Here is a 17,871-nt window from a genome sequence, read left to right on the forward strand (position 1 = left end):
GCTTTTTTTGGCCCATAAAAAAACCAGCAAAGCACGCTTTGCTGGTAAAAGACCCTTGGATAAAGGATTGGCAATAAACTCAACATCCATGTTAGCCGTCGGTGTTTGCTACCAACTACCAATAACAAACACCAGGGAATTACCGTTTGATCCGGCACCATCAAACTCCCAGGGAGTGGATGCGACAAAACATCCCAGCGTGCAATCCCCACAGAAATGACAACGCTGTCAAATGCAACTATATGCTGTTTTTTTCGACAGCGCAAGTGCTTTACAGCAAAATTTGACGTGCTAATTCAAACCAAAAGGCAGAAAAAAAGGGCCAGATGGCCCTTTATACAGCAAAGTACCTCAACTATCAGGCGGTAGCCGCTGATTCCGCCGGTGCTTCTTTCTCACTTTGCCAGCGCGTCAGGTGCTGTACTTGTTGCACCGACAACATCTGAGCGTAGATAGGAGCCAGATAGCCTTGCTTGCGCAACTCGTTAAACTGCTCATCACTCAGCTCATTGAGTTTCTTTTCATCAATTAAAAACAGTCCATTGATCTCACGCTTATTGCCATTAATCTGCACTGTCAGCGTTTTTGCTTCCAATAGATTCAGGGCTGTCAGCTTCTCAACAAAGGTACGTGTGACCCGGCTGGTATCAAAGAAGTCGGCCAGCTGTTGCTTCGCACGTTGCAGCAACTCGGACTCTTCACCCTGCTCGGTGAACAGAGCTTCGCCTTCATCTGTTGCGAAACGCGGGCTGTTCTCATCGATACCAATAGTCAGCTGTTTGTCGTTTTCCGGATCTGCAGTTAAGAAAAACGGATAGTTACGGGCAGACATCGGCACATAGGAAGCCTGCATTTGCTCATCCCGCAGATACAGGTTTTTACCCGGCTCCAGGCCAAGCAGTACCACAGGCTGGAAGTTACCAGAGTCATTATTCTTCACAAACACGATTGGGTAAGCAGCAGAAGCCGGACCAAACTCATGCACTACTACCGGCAGCAAATGCTCCTCGGCGATATGGGCAAAAGGTTGTTTGAAATGCACTCGCAGCCCCTGGTGCTGCTCTTTGGAAAGTGGAACTATCTTAGCTGTCATAGTAAATCCATACGTCATGTTATGTACAAAAAAATCGCCCGATTACCTTACTGCAGTTTGCCGCGGGGTGCCATAGCTGGTCGAAAGAAATTTGTAGTCACCAAGCGGCGATAACCCTGCTCTTACATGTGCACAAAAATCACACAACAATATTGACAGCGCTGTCAAATCGCTTTACCTTTAAATTGCAACACAAAGATAAACAGACGTTAAACATATGGCCTATTTATATCAGGATTCTTTTACCTGACATTATCTGAGTATGGGCGCAGTCATAGAGAATAACCTGAATGTTTTCCATGTAATTAAGGACTATAAAATGAAAGCAACTACGTTAGCACTGACAGCCTCCTGTGCTTTTACGATCTCAATCTTGTCATTTCCTGCCGCCACTGATGATTTACAAAGTTGGCGTGGATTACCCGATTACAGCGGTGAAGTATCAAGCCATCATGGCTTGCCAAAGCTGCGACCGGATCCTGAAAAATCTGAACGTTATATCATCAAGTTTAAAAGCACTGAATTGCTAGCTTATGCCGGTACACCAGTGACAACAGGTGCCGAGCAATTATCAGAGATGAAAGCATCTTATACCCAGGCCGCGGAGTCTGTGCTGTCGCAGCATCAGGCAGAGACCATTATGCACCTTGACTTCGCCCAAGCCAGCGTAGCTAAGCTGAATCAGTATCAGCTACAGGAGTTGGCAAAGCATCCGACGGTAGAGTACATCGAACAGGACCATAAACGTTACATTGACGATGTGAAAAGTTTGGACACCATCACTGCAATGTCACAAACGACGCCTTACGGCATTACCATGGTACAAGCCAATCAGGTCAGCGATGCCAATGCCACCACTATGAAGGTGTGCGTGATTGATAGCGGTTATCAGCTCAGTCATCCTGACTTACCATCAGCCGGAGTCACAGGTTCCACCTTCTCCGGGCATGGTGCCTGGTCAACAGATGGCAGCGGACATGGCACTCATGTGGCGGGTACCATAGTCGCTTTAAACAACAACATTGGCGTAGTGGGTGTACTGCCTTCAGGCCTGGTTGGCTTGCATATTGTTAAAATTTTCAATGATTCAGGGAGTTGGACACATGCATCCAACCTGATCCAGGCTGTTCAGTTGTGTCAAAACGCCGGAGCCAACGTGGTTAATATGAGCCTGAGTGGCCCTAGCTCAAATACCACTGAAAGCAATGCCATGAGTAACTTCTACAACAACGGCATGTTGTTAGTCGCCACTTCAGGGAATCTCGGTAATACCAACTTTCGTTACCCGGCATCCTATGATGCGGTGATCTCAGTGGCCGCTGTGGATGCAAATAAAAACCACGCCAGTTTCTCTGTAAGAAACTCTCAGGTTGAGCTCTCCGGTCCCGGAGTGAATGTGCTTTCCACTTGCAACAATAGCAATTATTGCAATAAATCTGGCACCTCGATGGCAGCACCACACGTTACTGGTGTTGCCGCACTGGTATGGAGCAATCATCCGCAGTGTACCAATGCTCAAATTCGGAATGTGCTGAATCAGACTGCAGAGCATCGGGGTACGTCAGGTCGCAATAACAACTTTGGCTGGGGTATTGTCCAGGCTAAAGCTGCCCATGATTGGATTACTAGCAATGGCTGTGATGGAGGAGGAAGCAGTGATTATACATGGCAATATGCGCCAACTTTCAATAGCCGTGTTTGCCCTATAGGCTCTATTCCGGGAACTGTAACACTCCAGAATCTCGGCTCAACCTGCCCTAACCATAACAAGATTGCCAGAACTAATGAATATGTAACAGGTCTAGGAGGGGCGGGTGGTCCTGGGTGCTACAAAGCTTTGCAATGCCGTTAATTGCAACATGCAAGGCTAGGCTGACTTACGCAGCCTGGCCTTGCGAAATAACTGCGTTATCAATGCACGCTAACGCAACCTTTTATTGCTTATTTATACCTGTGAAATGGTTTCTCTATGCCGCTGCAGTGCTGTTTGTAGTCAGTTCGGCTGTGAGCGCAGATGAAGTGAGTAACACCAAAGAAAGCCTGATCCACCTATCTCAGCCAGACTTTCATGATCAGATAACCAGCCAAAGTTGTGGCTACTGGGATGAACGCTTGGTACGGGTGTGTGATTATCGTACGGTATTGGTGGATGAGCCTTACACCGCTTGCCACTATAATTGTGTTGGTGGTGCTTGTGGTTATTACCCACAGACGCTAACCAGAACCCACCATGGAAACCACAGCTGTGTGGTGAGTTTCAATTATAGAGACAACATAGCACCGGTTCCAGCTGGAGTGTATCAACTAGTGCAAACTGAGCAACGCATCCGTCAGGTAGAACGCACAGAAGAGTACAACTGCCGGATGGAGCACCGGATGGTGTGGGTGCAATTGCCTCCATGGCATTGTGGCGGCATACATCCATAACTTTTACCATACCGCGATCTTGCTCGCCAAAGGTTGTGACTACTGCCTCAATAGGCTCGCAGAATTTCTGATGTAATCACATTTATAATCAATTTTTTGCCTTGGCAAATAAAGAAGGGGAAGCCTTTGGCTTCCCCTTCTTCCTGCTTAAGCAATTATTGTGACATTTTAAAAACGGACGTTTACACCTGCAGTAAAACGACGACCATTCTGGTACAAAGACGCTGGACGAGTCTTATCAATATGGTATTGATACAAGTCCTCATCCAATAAGTTCACAGCCTCTACCACAAATGAAACATTGTCATTGAAGTTGTATGTCAGGCTGGCATCCAACTGACCGAATGAATCGGTATAGACTTCATTACCAAACTCACCAACCCCATTGAAAAACTCGGTCCGGTAGTTGTAACTTAAGCGGGCACTAAACATATCATTCTCAAAGTAACCGGTCAGGTTAGCCATATGCCGGGAGTTACCTGCAATCAAACCAGAGCCTGGGTTATTTACAGCATCACGGTCCTGGTCACTCTTAGCATCTGTATAAGTATAGTTGGTGATAAACCCAAAATAACCAAAAGCTTGCTGGTACGAAACTTCAAGTCCTTGTACCCGGCCACCTAAACCATTTTTCGGCTCTGTAATTGTGACTTCTACCATCTCATTATTCGCTTCATCAAACGCCATTTCACGAGTAACAGAGTTAAGTACAGAGCCCTGAATATCCTTGTGGAAGTAGGTAAAGGCAATTAAGGAGCTTGAGTTAAAATACCACTCATAGCTCAAGTCAAATTGATTGGCGCGTACAGGCTCTAAGAATGGGTTCCCCCTATTACCGCTGCGAGTTGGGATATTAACTGACTGCTGATTAGCAATATTGACATAATCAGGTCTAGACATAACACGCGCAGCAGAGAAGCGAACCAAGCTATCGTCTGACAAATCAAATACCACGTTGATATTTGGCAACACATCCGTATAGCTATGTTTCAGTGTATCGTATGCCACCCCCCAGTCACCACCCTGACTCGGCTCCAGTTCATTCGCTAAAATACTGTAGCCACCAACCATATTAACTGACGCTGCAACCCAATCACCATTCCAGCTATAACCTGATGAGGAAACATCCGTTTTCACCACCCTCACCCCAACATCGCCACGCACTCTATCGCTGGAAAAGTCAGCCTTTGCATAACCAGCCCAAATTTTCTCATTAACTTCCCAGGTATTTGGCAAAAATAAGAAGGTTGCGGTTGGTGAATCATACGCCTGTGCAGGGAAGGCTAACTCTGCAGATTTAGCACGACTCATTAAGGGATAAAACGCATAGCTATCACCACTAGCGAACGAGGAAAACGGAATAGGGTTGCCTGTCCATCCCATTGCGGCGGCTCCCCAACTACCTTGACCGGCTCTTACGTCGCCATAGGGACCATTGATCGGATCATTGTGCTGAGAGTCTGCTAACCAATGAAAGCGGGTTCCATCCTGACGTTGGCTTTTATCATGGTCCTGAACCAGAGTTCCAACTTTTAATGTATGGAAAATACCATGATCAATGTCAAACTGAAGATCCAGGCCAGCATAATTTTCTTTGTCGGTCATCAACCGAGAGCCTTCTTGCATCCAGTCTAAAGTACGATTTTCAATATCAGCGAAAGTCTCCAAATTACCGGCTGTGACATAGTTGCTAAGATTTAAGCCTGAATCATAATATGAGCTAACATAACTGCCATTGAATTGGTGATAACGGTCGCGTGAAGTACCACCTTCGGCTTTAGTAGTTCCTAGTTTACCAGTAATTATCACGCCACTTGGCAGCTCATGGTTAATCTCTAAATCGTAGGACTTAGCATCGCTGTATGAAATACGGTCAATGATAGCGAATTCAGATGAGGCGTTATTTACCTGCCCAGCAACAATACCGCTACCGGAAATAACAGCAGAGTCTTCAACAAAGCCACTATTGAAGAAAGTATAGAGATTGTGATTAATGTTGTTAGCATCCAACTTTGTGTCCAGCACATTCAATACCACATCAGTCTGAGCTGTTGGTCGCCACTGTGCTGTTACCAAGGCAGTGGTTCGCTTACGCTCTTGCTGAAAGTAAGCATTCCCAATAATACGGGGAGCCCAGTAATCTTCGCCATCTACTTCTTGTCGGTCGAAACCAAGAACTTCTTTCCCTTTACGTGCTAAAGAGCGCTCCTGACGCGTTAAGGAAACCAAAAGACCAAAAGTCTCATCAGCATTTTTCCAAGAATAGAGCCCGGATAATTGCGGATCCCACTCTTTAGATACATCGCTGTACTGTCCCTGCACTTGTAAAGATATGGTATTGGCATCCAAATCCAATGGTTTACGAGTTTTCAAATAAACCGTACCACCTAAAGAGCCTTCCTGGATATCCGCTTGTGGTGTTTTATAAACCTCTAAGTCGGACACGACGTTTGATGGTAGTAAAGTAAAGTTAAAAGCGCGCGAAGGATTATCCAACACAAACCAGTCAGCAGATGCTACTGAGGCACCATTGAGTAAGGTACGGTTTTGCGCAGGATCGGTACCACGCACAGCTATTTTTTCGCCCTCACCAAAACCACGGGTTACTGACACACCCGTAATACGAGATAGAGATTCTGCTACGTTTTTATCCGGAAACTTGCCGATATCCTCAGCAGTAACGACATCAACGACGGCGCCAGAAAACCGCTTGGCATTTAAATTGGCTTCTTGCGAAGCTCGGATACCACGAATTTGAATCACTTCTACATTTTCATCGGTAGCACCATCATTGGCCATAACCGGCATGGTGAGGCCAAAGGCTCCCACCATTAAGCCCATTTTGACCGCCAGGGCGCATTTAGTTATTTTATTGCTGGACATAAGTTTCTCCCGTTCCTGTTATTCTCTTGTGCTGTCTTTTTTCGAATCCCGCAATGACAACGCTGTCATTGAAATTTAACTTACACAAAAAAAATTCGTAATGCAAACCAAAACCGATGAAAATTTCAACTATTTTCTGCTCAATTTATCAGCTATCAAGCCAATGAACTGTGCAACACAACGCCCTAAAGCTTAGAAACAAAGGGCTGCTTGCTAATTGAACAGTGCTTGATATCCTTTATAATAGCGCTAAGGATAGCATCAGACCATTGGATAACTTGCGATTTGGTCAAAAAACGCGTATCACTATCACATAAATGCTAAAAATTTGACCAGCGCTGTCATCTTGGTTCCATAACCTTAATGACCCCTTGCCTACTCGTCCAATTTTAAGTGTAACGAATTGTACTTAATTTGCAGGATAAATCGATGAAAGTCACCATCAATGATGTGGCCAAACGGGCCGGAGTGTCGATAAAAACCGTGTCCCGGGTGATGAACAATGAACCCTCGGTGCGCAAAGACACCTACGATAAAGTAATGGCGGCCATCAACGAGCTGCATTACCAGCCAAACTCCGCCGCCCGTAACCTGGCCAGCACCCGGTCGTACAGCATTGGCTACATCTACGACAACCCCAATGCCTATTACATCATTGATATGCAAAAAGGCTTGCTGGATAGCTGCAAAAAACATGGCTACGAGCTGCTGATCCACCCCACCAACGCCAAATCCCCCGGCATTGTCGAGGAAGTCAAAGAGCTGGTCAGCAAGTCGCGGCTGGCCGGTTTAATTTTAACGCCGCCTTTTTCAGAAATGCCGCATATCGCCGAGGCACTGGAAGATATGAAGGTGGATTTTGTGCGAATTGTTTCTGGCTCGACCCCATCACCGGGCGTGCACAACTGCGTGCTGATTGATGACTTTACTGCAGCTTTTAAAATTACCAACCATTTGCTGGAGCTGGGCCATACCGATATCGCCTTTTTATGCGGTGATGAGGAGCACAGCTCCAGTGGCGAACGTTTGGCTGGCTTTAAAGCCGCCCTGACCAAGCGTGGCTTGCAGGTGAATCCAAAGTTTATTGTGCCGGGTCATTACTCTTTTGAATCTGGCGTGGAAGGCGCAAAAAAACTGATGGCATTGCCGAAGAAGCCAAGCGCTATCTTTGCCTGTAACGATGAAATTGCTGCCGGCGCCCTGTTCAGTGCCCGGCTGATGAATATTAGCATTCCAGAGCAATTATCCATTGCCGGTTTTGAAAATAGCCCCTTTTCCCGCCAGACCTGGCCACCACTGACTACAGCGCATCAGCCAAACAGCACCATTGCTTCGCAAGCAGCCGAGCTGCTGTTTAAACACACCCGGCCCAATGCCAATAAAACGCAAATCACCGCCCAACCGGTGTTTATACCTGAGTTGCTGGTGCGGGAGTCGACCTGCCCGGCCAACAGCAAGCAAGGGTAACTAGCCGTCATAACAAGGGCAGCCTAAGCTGCCCATGTTGTTAACCTTCGAAGCTGTAATAAGTTGGCGAACCTGGACCTACCGGTAAGCCCAGCACAAAGACCCACAGACAAAACAATGTGACCCAGCCGATAAAGAACACCATGGTGTAGGGCAACATGGTAGCAATCAAGGTACCAATACCCATGTCTTTCTTGTAGCGTGCTGCCACGGCCAGAATCAAACCGAAGTAGCTCATCATTGGGGTGATCAGGTTGGTGACCGAGTCGCCGATGCGGTAGGCTGCCTGCACTACCTCTGGCGAATAACCAATAATCATCAACATTGGCACAAAAATAGGAGCCGTGATAGCCCACTGTGCTGAAGCCGAGCCCAGCATCAGATTGACGAAACCACACATGGCAATAAACAGAATGAACAACAGTGGGCCAGTTAGCCCCATCTCTTGCAGAAAGGTAGCTCCTTTCACCGCAAAAATAGTCCCTAAGTTGGTCCAGCCAAAGAAAGCAACAAACTGTGCTGCAAAGAATACCAGCACAATATAGAGCCCCATTGAGCCGATACTTTTCGACATAGCATTGATCACATCTTTATCATTTTTCATGGTGCCGGCGATTCTGCCGTAGATAAAGCCGGGAATAGCAAAGGTAATAAAGATATACACCACAATGCCGCGCAAGAACGGCGAGCCCAGCACTCCACCGGTGTCCGGATTACGCAGTATGCCATTTTCGGGTACAACCGTTAATGCCAGCAAACCAAGCAAAGCAGCCAATGCAAGGCCGGCACCGATCAGGCCGCGTTTCTCTTCCGGGCGCAGTGACTCCAGTCCCTGACTTTCCAGATCAATGGATGCTTCCGAACGGTCGTATTTACCCAGCTTAGGCTCGACAATTTTTTCGGTGACAATGGCACCTAAAATGGCGATCACAAAGGTGCTGACCACCATAAAGAAGTAATTTGCTTCCGGGCCTACGGTGTAGTCCGGGTCAATCAAATGTGCCGCGGCTTCGGTAAAGCCAGCCAACAAGGGATCAATGGTACCGATAAGTAAATTAGCACTGTAACCGCCGGATACGCCGGCAAAAGCTGCAGCCAGGCCAGCCAGCGGGTGGCGCCCAAGCGAATAGAAAATAGCGGCTGCCATGGGGATCAGCACCACATAACCCAGCTCAGAGGCCGTATTGGAGACGATACCGGCGAAGACAATAGTGACCGTTACCATACGCGGTGACGCGTTCATCACCATGCCCCGCATGGCAGCTGAAATCAGACCGGAGTGCTCTGCCACACTGACACCCAGCAGCGCAACCAGTACCACACCAAGCGGCGGGAAATTGGTAAAGTTTGTCACCAGGTTGGAGACAATGCGCTGCAGGCCATCAACACTAAGTAAGCTAACGACGGTAATGACGCCATCTGGCGCACGACCAGCAGCCCCTTCCGGCCTTGGATCTATAGCACTTAACTCAAAAAAAGCAGCCACACCACTCCCCAGTATGACCGCCAGGGCAAAGAGCGCGAATAAAGTTACCGGATGGGGCAAAAGATTACCAAGCCACTCAACCGTATCCAAAAAGCGGGTAAACCAACCACGTTTTTCAGTCGGGGTATCGGATTGCTGAGAACCAGCCATAAAAGCCTCTTCATTGTATTTATTGGTCGTTCAACTGCTGCAGCAATCAAGCCTATAGTGGTGAGAATAATACTTTTAACACCTTATCGCTAAAAATAGGCAGAACAGCGCAAATTCAGCATTAAAATAAGCAGGAACCCAGCAGAAACGACACTTTAATCGTAATAAACCGCCAGACTGTACCATAATTAAAGCCGACCAGAAAAGCCGATCAGTTGAATTTGCCCCCTATAGCCACCCGGATGGCTATGACCATCTGGCAAGCTGAAACATCGCTATAGCACTAAAGTACCGTTGCTGCTTGCCAGCTGTCTGCCTAGCATAGGCCATAGCAATTCATCAAAGGAGCCGCAGTTATGCGTATCGTCATTACCGGAGCGACCGGTGGTATTGGTTATGCCGTTGCCGAACATTTTGCCCGAGAGTCCCATCAGGTGGTACTGGCCGATCTGTTGCCAGAGCGCATCGAGCAATGCGTCGCAACCTTGCGCCAACAAGGACTGGATGCTGAAGGTGTGGTGCTGGATGTTACCAACGCTGATGCTATCGCGCGCTGCGCCAAGGATTTTCCAGCCGATGTACTGGTGAACAATGCCGGCATTCAGCATATCGCCCGGTTAGAGGATTTCCCGGCCGAGAAATGGCGTTTGCTGCTGGAGGTAATGCTGACGGGGCCTGCCATGCTTAGCAAAGCCATGCTACCTGGTATGCAGCAGCGAAATTTCGGCCGTATTATCAATATCGGCTCCATTCATGCTCTGGTTGCTTCACCATTCAAATCAGCCTATGTTGCCGCTAAACATGGGTTGATTGGCTTTAGCAAGGTAGTGGCACTGGAAAACGCCAGCCACAATATCACCATCAACACCATTTGCCCGGCTTATGTCAAAACCCCTTTGGTAGAGCAGCAAATTGCTGCTCAGGCCAAAGAACATGGCATTAGCGAGCAACAGGTCATTGACACTATTATGCTGGCACCAATGCCACAAAAGGCTTTTATTGATGTGGCCGAAATAGCCGCCAGCGCAGCCTTTTTGTGCTCGGATGCCGCCCGGCATATCACAGCCCAGACTCTGGTACTGGACGGTGGCTGGACTGCACGGTAAGCTCAATATCACCAGAAACAGGTAGACCACTGTGCTGCCAACGGAGCCTGCATGAAAGAAGCTGTCGACTTGATTGCGGAGCAAGGCCACATCGGCCTGGGTACCATAGCCGCAATTTCAGTCATCTATCTGGTGGTGTTATTTAGTGTCGGCTACTTTGGCCGCCGCATTGACGGCAAACACCCGCTGGCGCCCTGGGTATTCAGCTTTGCGTTATCCATTTATTGCACCTCCTGGGCTTTTTATGGGGTGACGGCCCAGGCGGCGGTCAATGGCTGGTGGATCCCTCCCACCTACATCGGTTCCTTTATTCTGTTCTGGTTTGGCTTTCAGTTGATGGCACGCATCGCTATCGCCTGCCGGCGCTACCGCATCACCTCCATAGCCGATTTTATCGCTACCCGTTTTGGCCATTCGCGCTTGCTGGCCGTTAGCATTACGCTGATTTTATTTCTGGCAGTGATCCCGTACATCGCATTGCAGCTGCATGCGGTATCGACCAGCATTAATGTGCTGGTTGCCACAGAGCAAGCCAACGACTGGTTTCGTGATACCGGCCTTTATGTCAGCTTGTGGATGGCCGCTTTTGCCCTGTTGTTTGTCAGCAAAAGTGCCAAGGCACACCAGCCCAACCCCGGCCTGATGACTGCCATAGCCTTCGAGTCACTGGTTAAATTGCTGGCGCTGCTGGCGATTGGTGCCTTTGTTTGTTTTGGTATTTACGATGGTGTCCAATCCATTTTTTCTGCCGCCCGGGAGCACCCTGGCCTGCTCGAGCTGCAGCGTCAGGCACTGCCAACCCACACCTACTGGGTGCATGTACTGTTGGGCTTTACCGCCACGCTGTGTTTGCCGCGCATGTTTCATGTATCTTTTGTGGAGAATCAGCGGCTGGGGCATTTACGCAGCGCCCGGTGGATTTTCCCGCTCTATTTACTGCTGATGAGCATCTTTACCCTGCCACTGGCGATGGCCGGCGTGATGTTATTGGGCCATGAGGGCAATATTGATCTGGTGGTATTGCAACTGCCGCTGGCAGCAAATCGCACCGATATTGCCTTGCTGGCTTATTTGGGTGGCTTTTCTGCCGCCACCAGCATGGTGGTGGTGGCCACTGTGGTGCTGGGCATTATGATTACCAACGAATTACTGACTCCGCTGCTGTTTCGGGCCCGTCAAACCGAACACAGCCCACCCGGGTTATTAAAAATTGCCAATCTTCGTCGTGGATCCATGCTGCTGGTGCTGATGCTGGGCTTTGTTTATTACCGCTGGATTGGAACCGACACCGGCCTGGCCCAGCTTGGCCTGATGGCCTTTACCCTGGTTGCTCAACTTGCGCCGGCGCTGATCCTGGGTTTGCTATCACGCCAGGTGAACCAGCAAGGTGCTCTGGCAGGCTTACTGAGCGGAGCTGTGGTTTGGGCCTACATTCTGTTGCTGCCAGAACTTAGCCGGGCTGGCTGGTTAAGTACCCAATGGCTCACCCAGGGGCCTTTTGGTATTGGCTGGCTGGCACCACATCAATTGTTTGGCTGGCAGGTCGATGCCATTACCCTGGGTGTCTTACTAAGCCTGAGCTGCAATTTGCTGATGGTACTGCTGGTTAGCCAGCTCACCCAAACCCGGGTGGGCGAATGGTTGGAAAGCGGCCGCTTCTTGCAAAAACAACAAACAGCCACTGTGAGCCATCGCCAGGCCCGTTTATCCATGCAGGATTGCTATCTGCTGCTGCGTCGCTTTGCCGGCGAATCCGAAGCCAACCGGGTGCTACAGCGTACCGTGCGCAGCACTCAGCTGGAGCAGTATGTGCCAGCACCAGCCAATTTATTGCAAGCGTCCGAGCGGGCTTTATCGGCAGTGATTGGTGGTGCTTCGATGCGCTTGGTGATGGATGCCGCCAGCCGGCACAGCCAGTTGCCATTGGAGACGGTGGCTCGTTTTGTCGATGAAGCCAGTCAGGTGTTTCAGTTTAACCAGGCCTTGTTGCAGGCCACCATTGATAACATCAGTCAGGGCATCAGTGTGGTCGATGCCGATTTACGGCTGATTGCCTGGAACCAGCGTTATCTGGATATGTTTGCCTATCCCCCTGGCCTGGTCGAGGTCGGCCGGCCGGTGGCCGATTTAATTCGCTTTAATGCCGAGCGCGGCCTTATTCACAGTGCCGATGTCGATAGCGAGGTCGAAAAGCGGCTAAGTTACCTGCGCCAGGGCAGCAGTTATAAGTTTCAGCGACCACAAAAAGATGGCCGGGTGTTCGAGATGCAGGGCAACCCGTTGCCCGGAGGCGGCTTTGTCACCACCTTTACCGATGTTAGTTCCTTTATTGACGTGCAGCAAGCGCTGGAGCAAAGCAATCTGACACTGGAGCAGCGGGTGGCCGATCGCACCCGCAAACTGGAAACCCTGAACCAGCAACTGCAACAGGCGCAGCAAAAAATTGAAGCCAGTACCCAGGCGAAAACCCGCTTTTTTGCCGCCGCCGGCCACGATTTGATGCAGCCTTTCAATGCTGCCGCTCTCTTTGCCGGCTTACTGCGGGAAAAAGCCGACTCGGTAGAGCAAAAACAGCTGAGTGAGCATTTGATCAGCTCACTGGATTCTGCCGAAGAACTCCTCACCTCTATTCTGGAACTGACCAAGCTGGATGCCGGCGTGATCAAAGCCCATCATCAGCCCGTTGCACTCCGTGAACTGCTGGACAATTGTGCCCGTGATGCAGCCATGCTGGCAGCTGAAAAGGGCCTGACCTTCCACTACCTACCAAGCAAGCTGGCGGTAACTACCGATCGCAAATTGCTCAAGCGAGTGATACAAAACCTGCTGGCCAATGCCATCCGCTACACCGATCATGGCCGCATCGTGCTCGGCTGCAAGCGCTACGGCGAAACCATAGAAATTCGGGTGATCGATACCGGCATTGGCATTGCACCAGAGGATCAACAACGGATCTTTGAGGAGTTTCAGCAAGGAGACAGCCAGCATCACAAAGGCCTGGGGCTTGGGCTTGCCATTGCTCACCGCATTACCGGCATGTTACAGCATCCATTGATGGTACACTCCGCCCCAGATCGCGGCAGTTGCTTTAGTATCCGCCTGCCGCTGTGCCGCACCTCACAGATGCGACTGGCACCAAACACAAAACCCGATATTACAGCCAGCTTTGCTGGCAAGTCAGTACTGCTTTTGGATAACGATGAGCGACTGCTGCAAGCCGTGACCGAACTGCTACGCAGCTGGGATTGTCAGGTACACCCTATTGGCCGGCCGGAGCAGGCGCTGCAAGCCATTCGCCAGGGTATCACACCAGATATACTGCTGTTTGATTACCATCTGGATAATGGTGCTACCGGGGTGATGGTGGCGGAACAACTAAGCAACCATTTTTCGCTGCAACTGCCGGTAATTATTCACTCGGCCGATCACAGTGAACAGGTCCGTGAATATGCCTTGAATGCCGGCTTTCATTTTCTGCTCAAACCCCTCAAGCCGATGGCATTAAAACGCTTATTCCAGCGCTTACTTCGCTAATCTGTTCTTAAATATTCGTTCTCGAAAAAAGTTCGCAGCCAGTGTGGCCGGTACAGCGCCATCAAGGTCACCGCCATACCATTGAGCAACGCTTCGGGAAAGCTGATCAACAACGACAGCACTAAGTAGTTATCCTGAATAATGTGCCAGGGGTAACGGCCATCGAGGAAGAACCAGGCAGAAGTTAAACCCATATGCAGCAACATGGTTAGGGCACTGGCGAAAAAGGCCGCCACAAAGATATAAATAAACAAATGGCGCGGTAAAAAATAGTAACTAAACCAAAAAATGCCAGCACTAAACAATGCTGGCAGCACAAAGGTGCACAGGGCATAGAGGCCACCATCGGCCGGTGGTACCTGGCCCAGCGCCAGCATCACCAGCAACGGCAACAAACAGATCCAAACCGCAATGCGCCAGCCATGGCAAAGCGTGACCAGGGTAATACCGAGAAAATGCACCGCCAGCCCATCGTAAATGCGGGCCTGTAACAACCAAAGCAGCAGCAACACTGCCGCCGAGCCAAACACCAGATGCTGGTACTCTGGCTCTGCTTTGAGTTTTGGCCAGAATTCGCGCGGAAAGCTTAGCCAAAGTAGCGCCAGCAACAAGCCCCAACCTAACATATTCAGTACCATTGAAACGGCCCCCGAGCAACACACACTGAGGCTATGGTACCATTTTTCAGGGTGACACTCCGCTATCCAGTCAACCGCTCTGAGTACGCTTATCAGGCTGTGCTTAGCTGCTTTTCGCTGTCGCTGGCATTCTTTCGCACCGCATTATCAGCTTTGAGTAGCTGATCCAGCATTCCAAGCGGGTTTATGCCATCAGACACAAGGCGATGAAGAAATAAGCCCACTCCGGTTGAGCCAGCAGCGAAGTCGCAACTTATCTTGGTTCTGTTATCATCCGGAAAGGCCATCCCTTCATTTTTAGGTACCGCAAAGAGTTTCAGGCCATCGGCAACATGCCAGGCCAGTTGCCGGCTCTGTTCATCTTTTAGCAACAAGTACGCATCCAACAAAAAATGGCCAATCCCAGCCAGGCCAATCATCAGCCCTGAAGTTATGGCGTATTTTTGTGCAACCGAGGCTTTGGTTTTAGTGACGACTTCCAGATAGGATGGCTTACTGGTTACCAAGTAATAGCGTAAAGCCACACTGGCCACACCAGCACTGCCGTACGCAAAGTAAGGATACAATATCGTGTCTTCACTATGCCGGGGAAAACCATAAGAACCCTGGGTTTGCCTGCCATGCGCAATGTCGAACTGTAAAGCCGACTCTCCTATCGCCAGATACTTCGTCTGATTCGTTTCACAGTACATACACAGTAAAAACAAAGCCACACCACTGGAGCCTTCAAGGAAACCAATATCATGCCCCAGCTCTTCTGGTTGCCCCCAGTAGCAGCCGTGCTCACTGTGCTGTGCGGTACAACACAGCGCATCGGCCATTTGCTGTGCCAGCTCAAGACAGTCGGACTCGGCAGTCTGCAACCAAAGCTTCAGAGCCGTCTGGCCAACACCTGCCACACCGTAACCCAGCGACATCGATTGAAACAAATAACGGTGGTGTTGAATCAGTGGTAGCAATTGCAAGGCTTGCTGATGCATACCCAGTTCTGCCAGAGCCCAGACTGCCCCGGCCAACCCATCCATCAAACCAACCGGTGATTGGCCATTTTGAAAACGAACCTGTTGTGCAAGCCAGCTTTTTAGTTCTGATGGAATGCTTCCCTGCATTAATTGCCAACCATAGGCCACACCACCAATGCCATAATCAAGAGCCAAGGGGTAATCCAGACCGGCTCCAAGTGGCAATAACCTTTTGCTTTTCGTGCAATCTAATAAGGTGTGATGATACCGCAGGATTTCAGCAAGACTGTGTGTAACAAACTGGCGTAGAGCGGTGTCATCTGATACTGCCGCTACGGTTTTCGCCTGAAAGCTCCCACTATCCTGCAACAGCGCCAGACATGGTCTTAACGATGTTAGCTCACCAGATAGCAGCAGCAAAGTGCAGTCCATATATGCCTGGGGTAAACCTATGTCTTGCTGTAACTCCTGCAGAAAGAGTCTGGGGTACTCTGGCTGCAGGTTGATCAAAGTAGTATTTGGTACCAGCATCGCCAGCAGCACACAACCTAATGCGTAATAATCATCTTGCCATGTGACTTCATCGCTACTGGTCCGCTCCCACCTGGCATAACCGGGTGTGCAGATATTGATTGAGGCATCCACCCCAGGCTCCAAGGCCGCCTCAAAATCAATCAGCTTTAACTGCTTGGTTTCAAGGTCAATCATAATGTTGTTCAGGGATAGATCACCAAACAAAATACCTGACTGGTGCAATGTATTCAGCATGTTCAGTAATGCCTGGGCAAGGAGCATAAGTTCATCTAACCAGGCCTGCATCTCTTGCTGGCTGCTGCCAGTATGGATCAACTTGTTCTGACGAACTTGATATACTCGCAAAGTCTCTCCGGCCAGGAACTCCTGAGCTAAAAAGGTATGCTGCCACTCAGTAAACAATTTCAAAGGCTTAGGAGCAATATCAAATGCAGCAACTTTATGCAGTAGCCGGTACTCTTTTTGCAGCAAGCTGATGCAATCGGTATGCTGACCATGACCAACATAAGGCCGAGCTTCTTTAATCAAAGCTTTGCAGTTTGCCGCAGGATAATCCGCCAGATACACGCCACCTGCATTTGAAAACTTGATGGCCCCTTCCATCACAAAATCACCACCAAACAACGCATGCTCTTCCTCCTCATGCAGCATTGGCTCATGCAGCATTGGGAATACTTCAGTGATAAAGTCGGGCCGCCAATAATGCGGTACTCGCTGATCGTCAACAAAGTGGTAATTATCATCCAGTATTTGCGCAACACGACCTTTCCTGCTTCGCCTTTCGGATAAGCTTTGAAAGCCGCCATACCGGTAAAAAACAATGGATGAATCTTGAAATTGGGTGTCTGAAAAGATGTAGGGACCTTGCTCACCCTCTACAGCCTCAGCCAGTGATTGGATCAAATACTCGAATTGATGCTTATCACGAGGATACACGGTGATAAATTTTCCTGACGAGGCACGGCTGCAGTTTTTGCTCAGTAACTTTTTTAGAATTCCATTGTCACTGGCAAACTTAAACTCCACCTCTGCCGCTAGCAACACCGGAACCACTTTGCCAAGGATCCGTACTGCAGAGTCCAGTGTCGCCGTAAGATGGATTTTCCAACCTTGCACTGTATCGGATGGGAAAGGGGGACGGGCATAGATCCAAAAGTAATCCTGCTGCAAACGCCAGGTTGGCGGCAACAGGGGCTTCACTGCATCCAGATAAATTTTACCAGGCTTGCGCCACTCAAAGGGAATGTAGAAATCCTGATCAACATTCAGATCTTGCATGCGGTATCCTCAACAGAAATGGATAGCGAGCAGCCGAAGGCTAAGAACGCTGGCTAAAGCAAGACTTCAGCCAGCACAGATCATGCTTAGTTAGGGGCAATCACCTTATCGCGACAACCATTGCTGCCCATGCTCCATTCATTTGATTTGACACCACCACAATTATTGCTCCAGGTGCTCCAGGCTGCAGGCGCCAGATCGCCCGCAGTACGACCACCTTGAACTTGTTTCAATTCTTGCAGGCCAAGAACTTTCATTTTGCTGTTCTGTTTCATGATGCTTCCTTATAGTCGAATTGACATACACTAGATCG

The 17,871-nt window shown here is 49.3% G+C and carries 11 protein-coding genes; 5 read left to right on the forward strand and 6 right to left on the reverse strand.

All coding sequences use genetic code 11. The features are described from left to right. Positions 1 to 358: 358 nt before the first annotated feature. Positions 359 to 1,093 carry a SapC family protein gene (locus ABC502_RS17815; RefSeq protein WP_345916841.1) on the reverse strand — a complete coding sequence of 245 codons (735 nt, stop codon included), beginning with the start codon at positions 1,091 to 1,093 and terminating at the stop codon, positions 359 to 361. A 319-nt stretch (positions 1,094 to 1,412) separates the two neighbouring features. On the opposite strand from ABC502_RS17815, the gene ABC502_RS17820 reads away from it, so the two are divergent. Together ABC502_RS17820 and ABC502_RS17825 are read left to right on the forward strand one after the other, a co-directional pair. Next, the gene (locus ABC502_RS17820; RefSeq protein WP_345916842.1) at positions 1,413 to 2,945 is read left to right on the forward strand and encodes a S8 family serine peptidase; all 1,533 of its coding nucleotides are present in this window, start codon (positions 1,413 to 1,415) and stop codon (positions 2,943 to 2,945) included. Positions 2,946 to 3,112: 167 nt separating this feature from the next. Beyond that, a complete protein-coding gene (locus ABC502_RS17825) occupies positions 3,113 to 3,520 on the forward strand; it encodes a hypothetical protein (RefSeq protein WP_345916843.1) in 408 nt (135 codons plus the stop codon). A gap of 168 nt (positions 3,521 to 3,688) precedes the next feature. On the opposite strand, the gene ABC502_RS17830 is transcribed toward ABC502_RS17825, so the two are convergent. Continuing rightward, positions 3,689 to 6,403 (reverse strand): TonB-dependent receptor, encoded by a 2,715-nt coding sequence (locus ABC502_RS17830; RefSeq protein ID WP_345916844.1) that lies wholly within the window; start codon positions 6,401 to 6,403, stop codon positions 3,689 to 3,691. A gap of 429 nt (positions 6,404 to 6,832) precedes the next feature. On the opposite strand from ABC502_RS17830, the gene ABC502_RS17835 reads away from it, so the two are divergent. Continuing rightward, the gene (locus tag ABC502_RS17835; RefSeq protein ID WP_345916845.1) at positions 6,833 to 7,870 is read left to right on the forward strand and encodes a LacI family DNA-binding transcriptional regulator; all 1,038 of its coding nucleotides are present in this window, start codon (positions 6,833 to 6,835) and stop codon (positions 7,868 to 7,870) included. 40 nt (positions 7,871 to 7,910) lie between these two features. Here ABC502_RS17835 and ABC502_RS17840 read toward each other — a convergent pair whose 3' ends face one another. Then, positions 7,911 to 9,506, reverse strand: a complete 1,596-nt coding sequence (locus ABC502_RS17840; protein WP_330087282.1) for an AbgT family transporter — start codon at positions 9,504 to 9,506, stop codon at positions 7,911 to 7,913. Between the two features lie 356 nt (positions 9,507 to 9,862). Here ABC502_RS17840 and ABC502_RS17845 point away from each other — a divergent pair, with 356 nt between their 5' ends. Both ABC502_RS17845 and ABC502_RS17850 read left to right on the forward strand, forming a co-directional pair. Then, entirely contained in the window at positions 9,863 to 10,612 is a 750-nt protein-coding gene (locus ABC502_RS17845) for a 3-hydroxybutyrate dehydrogenase (RefSeq protein WP_330087281.1), read from the forward strand. 51 nt (positions 10,613 to 10,663) lie between these two features. After that, positions 10,664 to 14,146 (forward strand): PAS domain-containing hybrid sensor histidine kinase/response regulator, encoded by a 3,483-nt coding sequence (locus tag ABC502_RS17850; protein WP_345916846.1) that lies wholly within the window; start codon positions 10,664 to 10,666, stop codon positions 14,144 to 14,146. On the opposite strand, the gene ABC502_RS17855 is transcribed toward ABC502_RS17850, so the two are convergent. From ABC502_RS17855 to ABC502_RS17865, 3 genes are all read right to left on the reverse strand, one after another. Next, positions 14,143 to 14,784 (reverse strand): energy-coupling factor ABC transporter permease, encoded by a 642-nt coding sequence (locus tag ABC502_RS17855; RefSeq protein ID WP_345916847.1) that lies wholly within the window; start codon positions 14,782 to 14,784, stop codon positions 14,143 to 14,145. The genes ABC502_RS17850 and ABC502_RS17855 overlap by 4 nt on opposite strands. 92 nt (positions 14,785 to 14,876) lie before the next feature. Beyond that, the gene (gene lanKC / locus ABC502_RS17860; RefSeq protein ID WP_330087278.1) at positions 14,877 to 17,558 is read right to left on the reverse strand and encodes a class III lanthionine synthetase LanKC; all 2,682 of its coding nucleotides are present in this window, start codon (positions 17,556 to 17,558) and stop codon (positions 14,877 to 14,879) included. Positions 17,559 to 17,644: 86 nt separating this feature from the next. Continuing rightward, on the reverse strand, positions 17,645 to 17,833 hold the full coding sequence (locus tag ABC502_RS17865) for a hypothetical protein (protein WP_330087277.1): 189 nt from the start codon (positions 17,831 to 17,833) through the stop codon (positions 17,645 to 17,647). Positions 17,834 to 17,871 lie beyond the last annotated feature (38 nt).

It is taken from the genome of Alkalimonas sp. NCh-2, assembly GCF_039631345.1.
Lineage (GTDB): Bacteria > Pseudomonadota > Gammaproteobacteria > Enterobacterales > Alteromonadaceae > Alkalimonas > Alkalimonas mucilaginosa.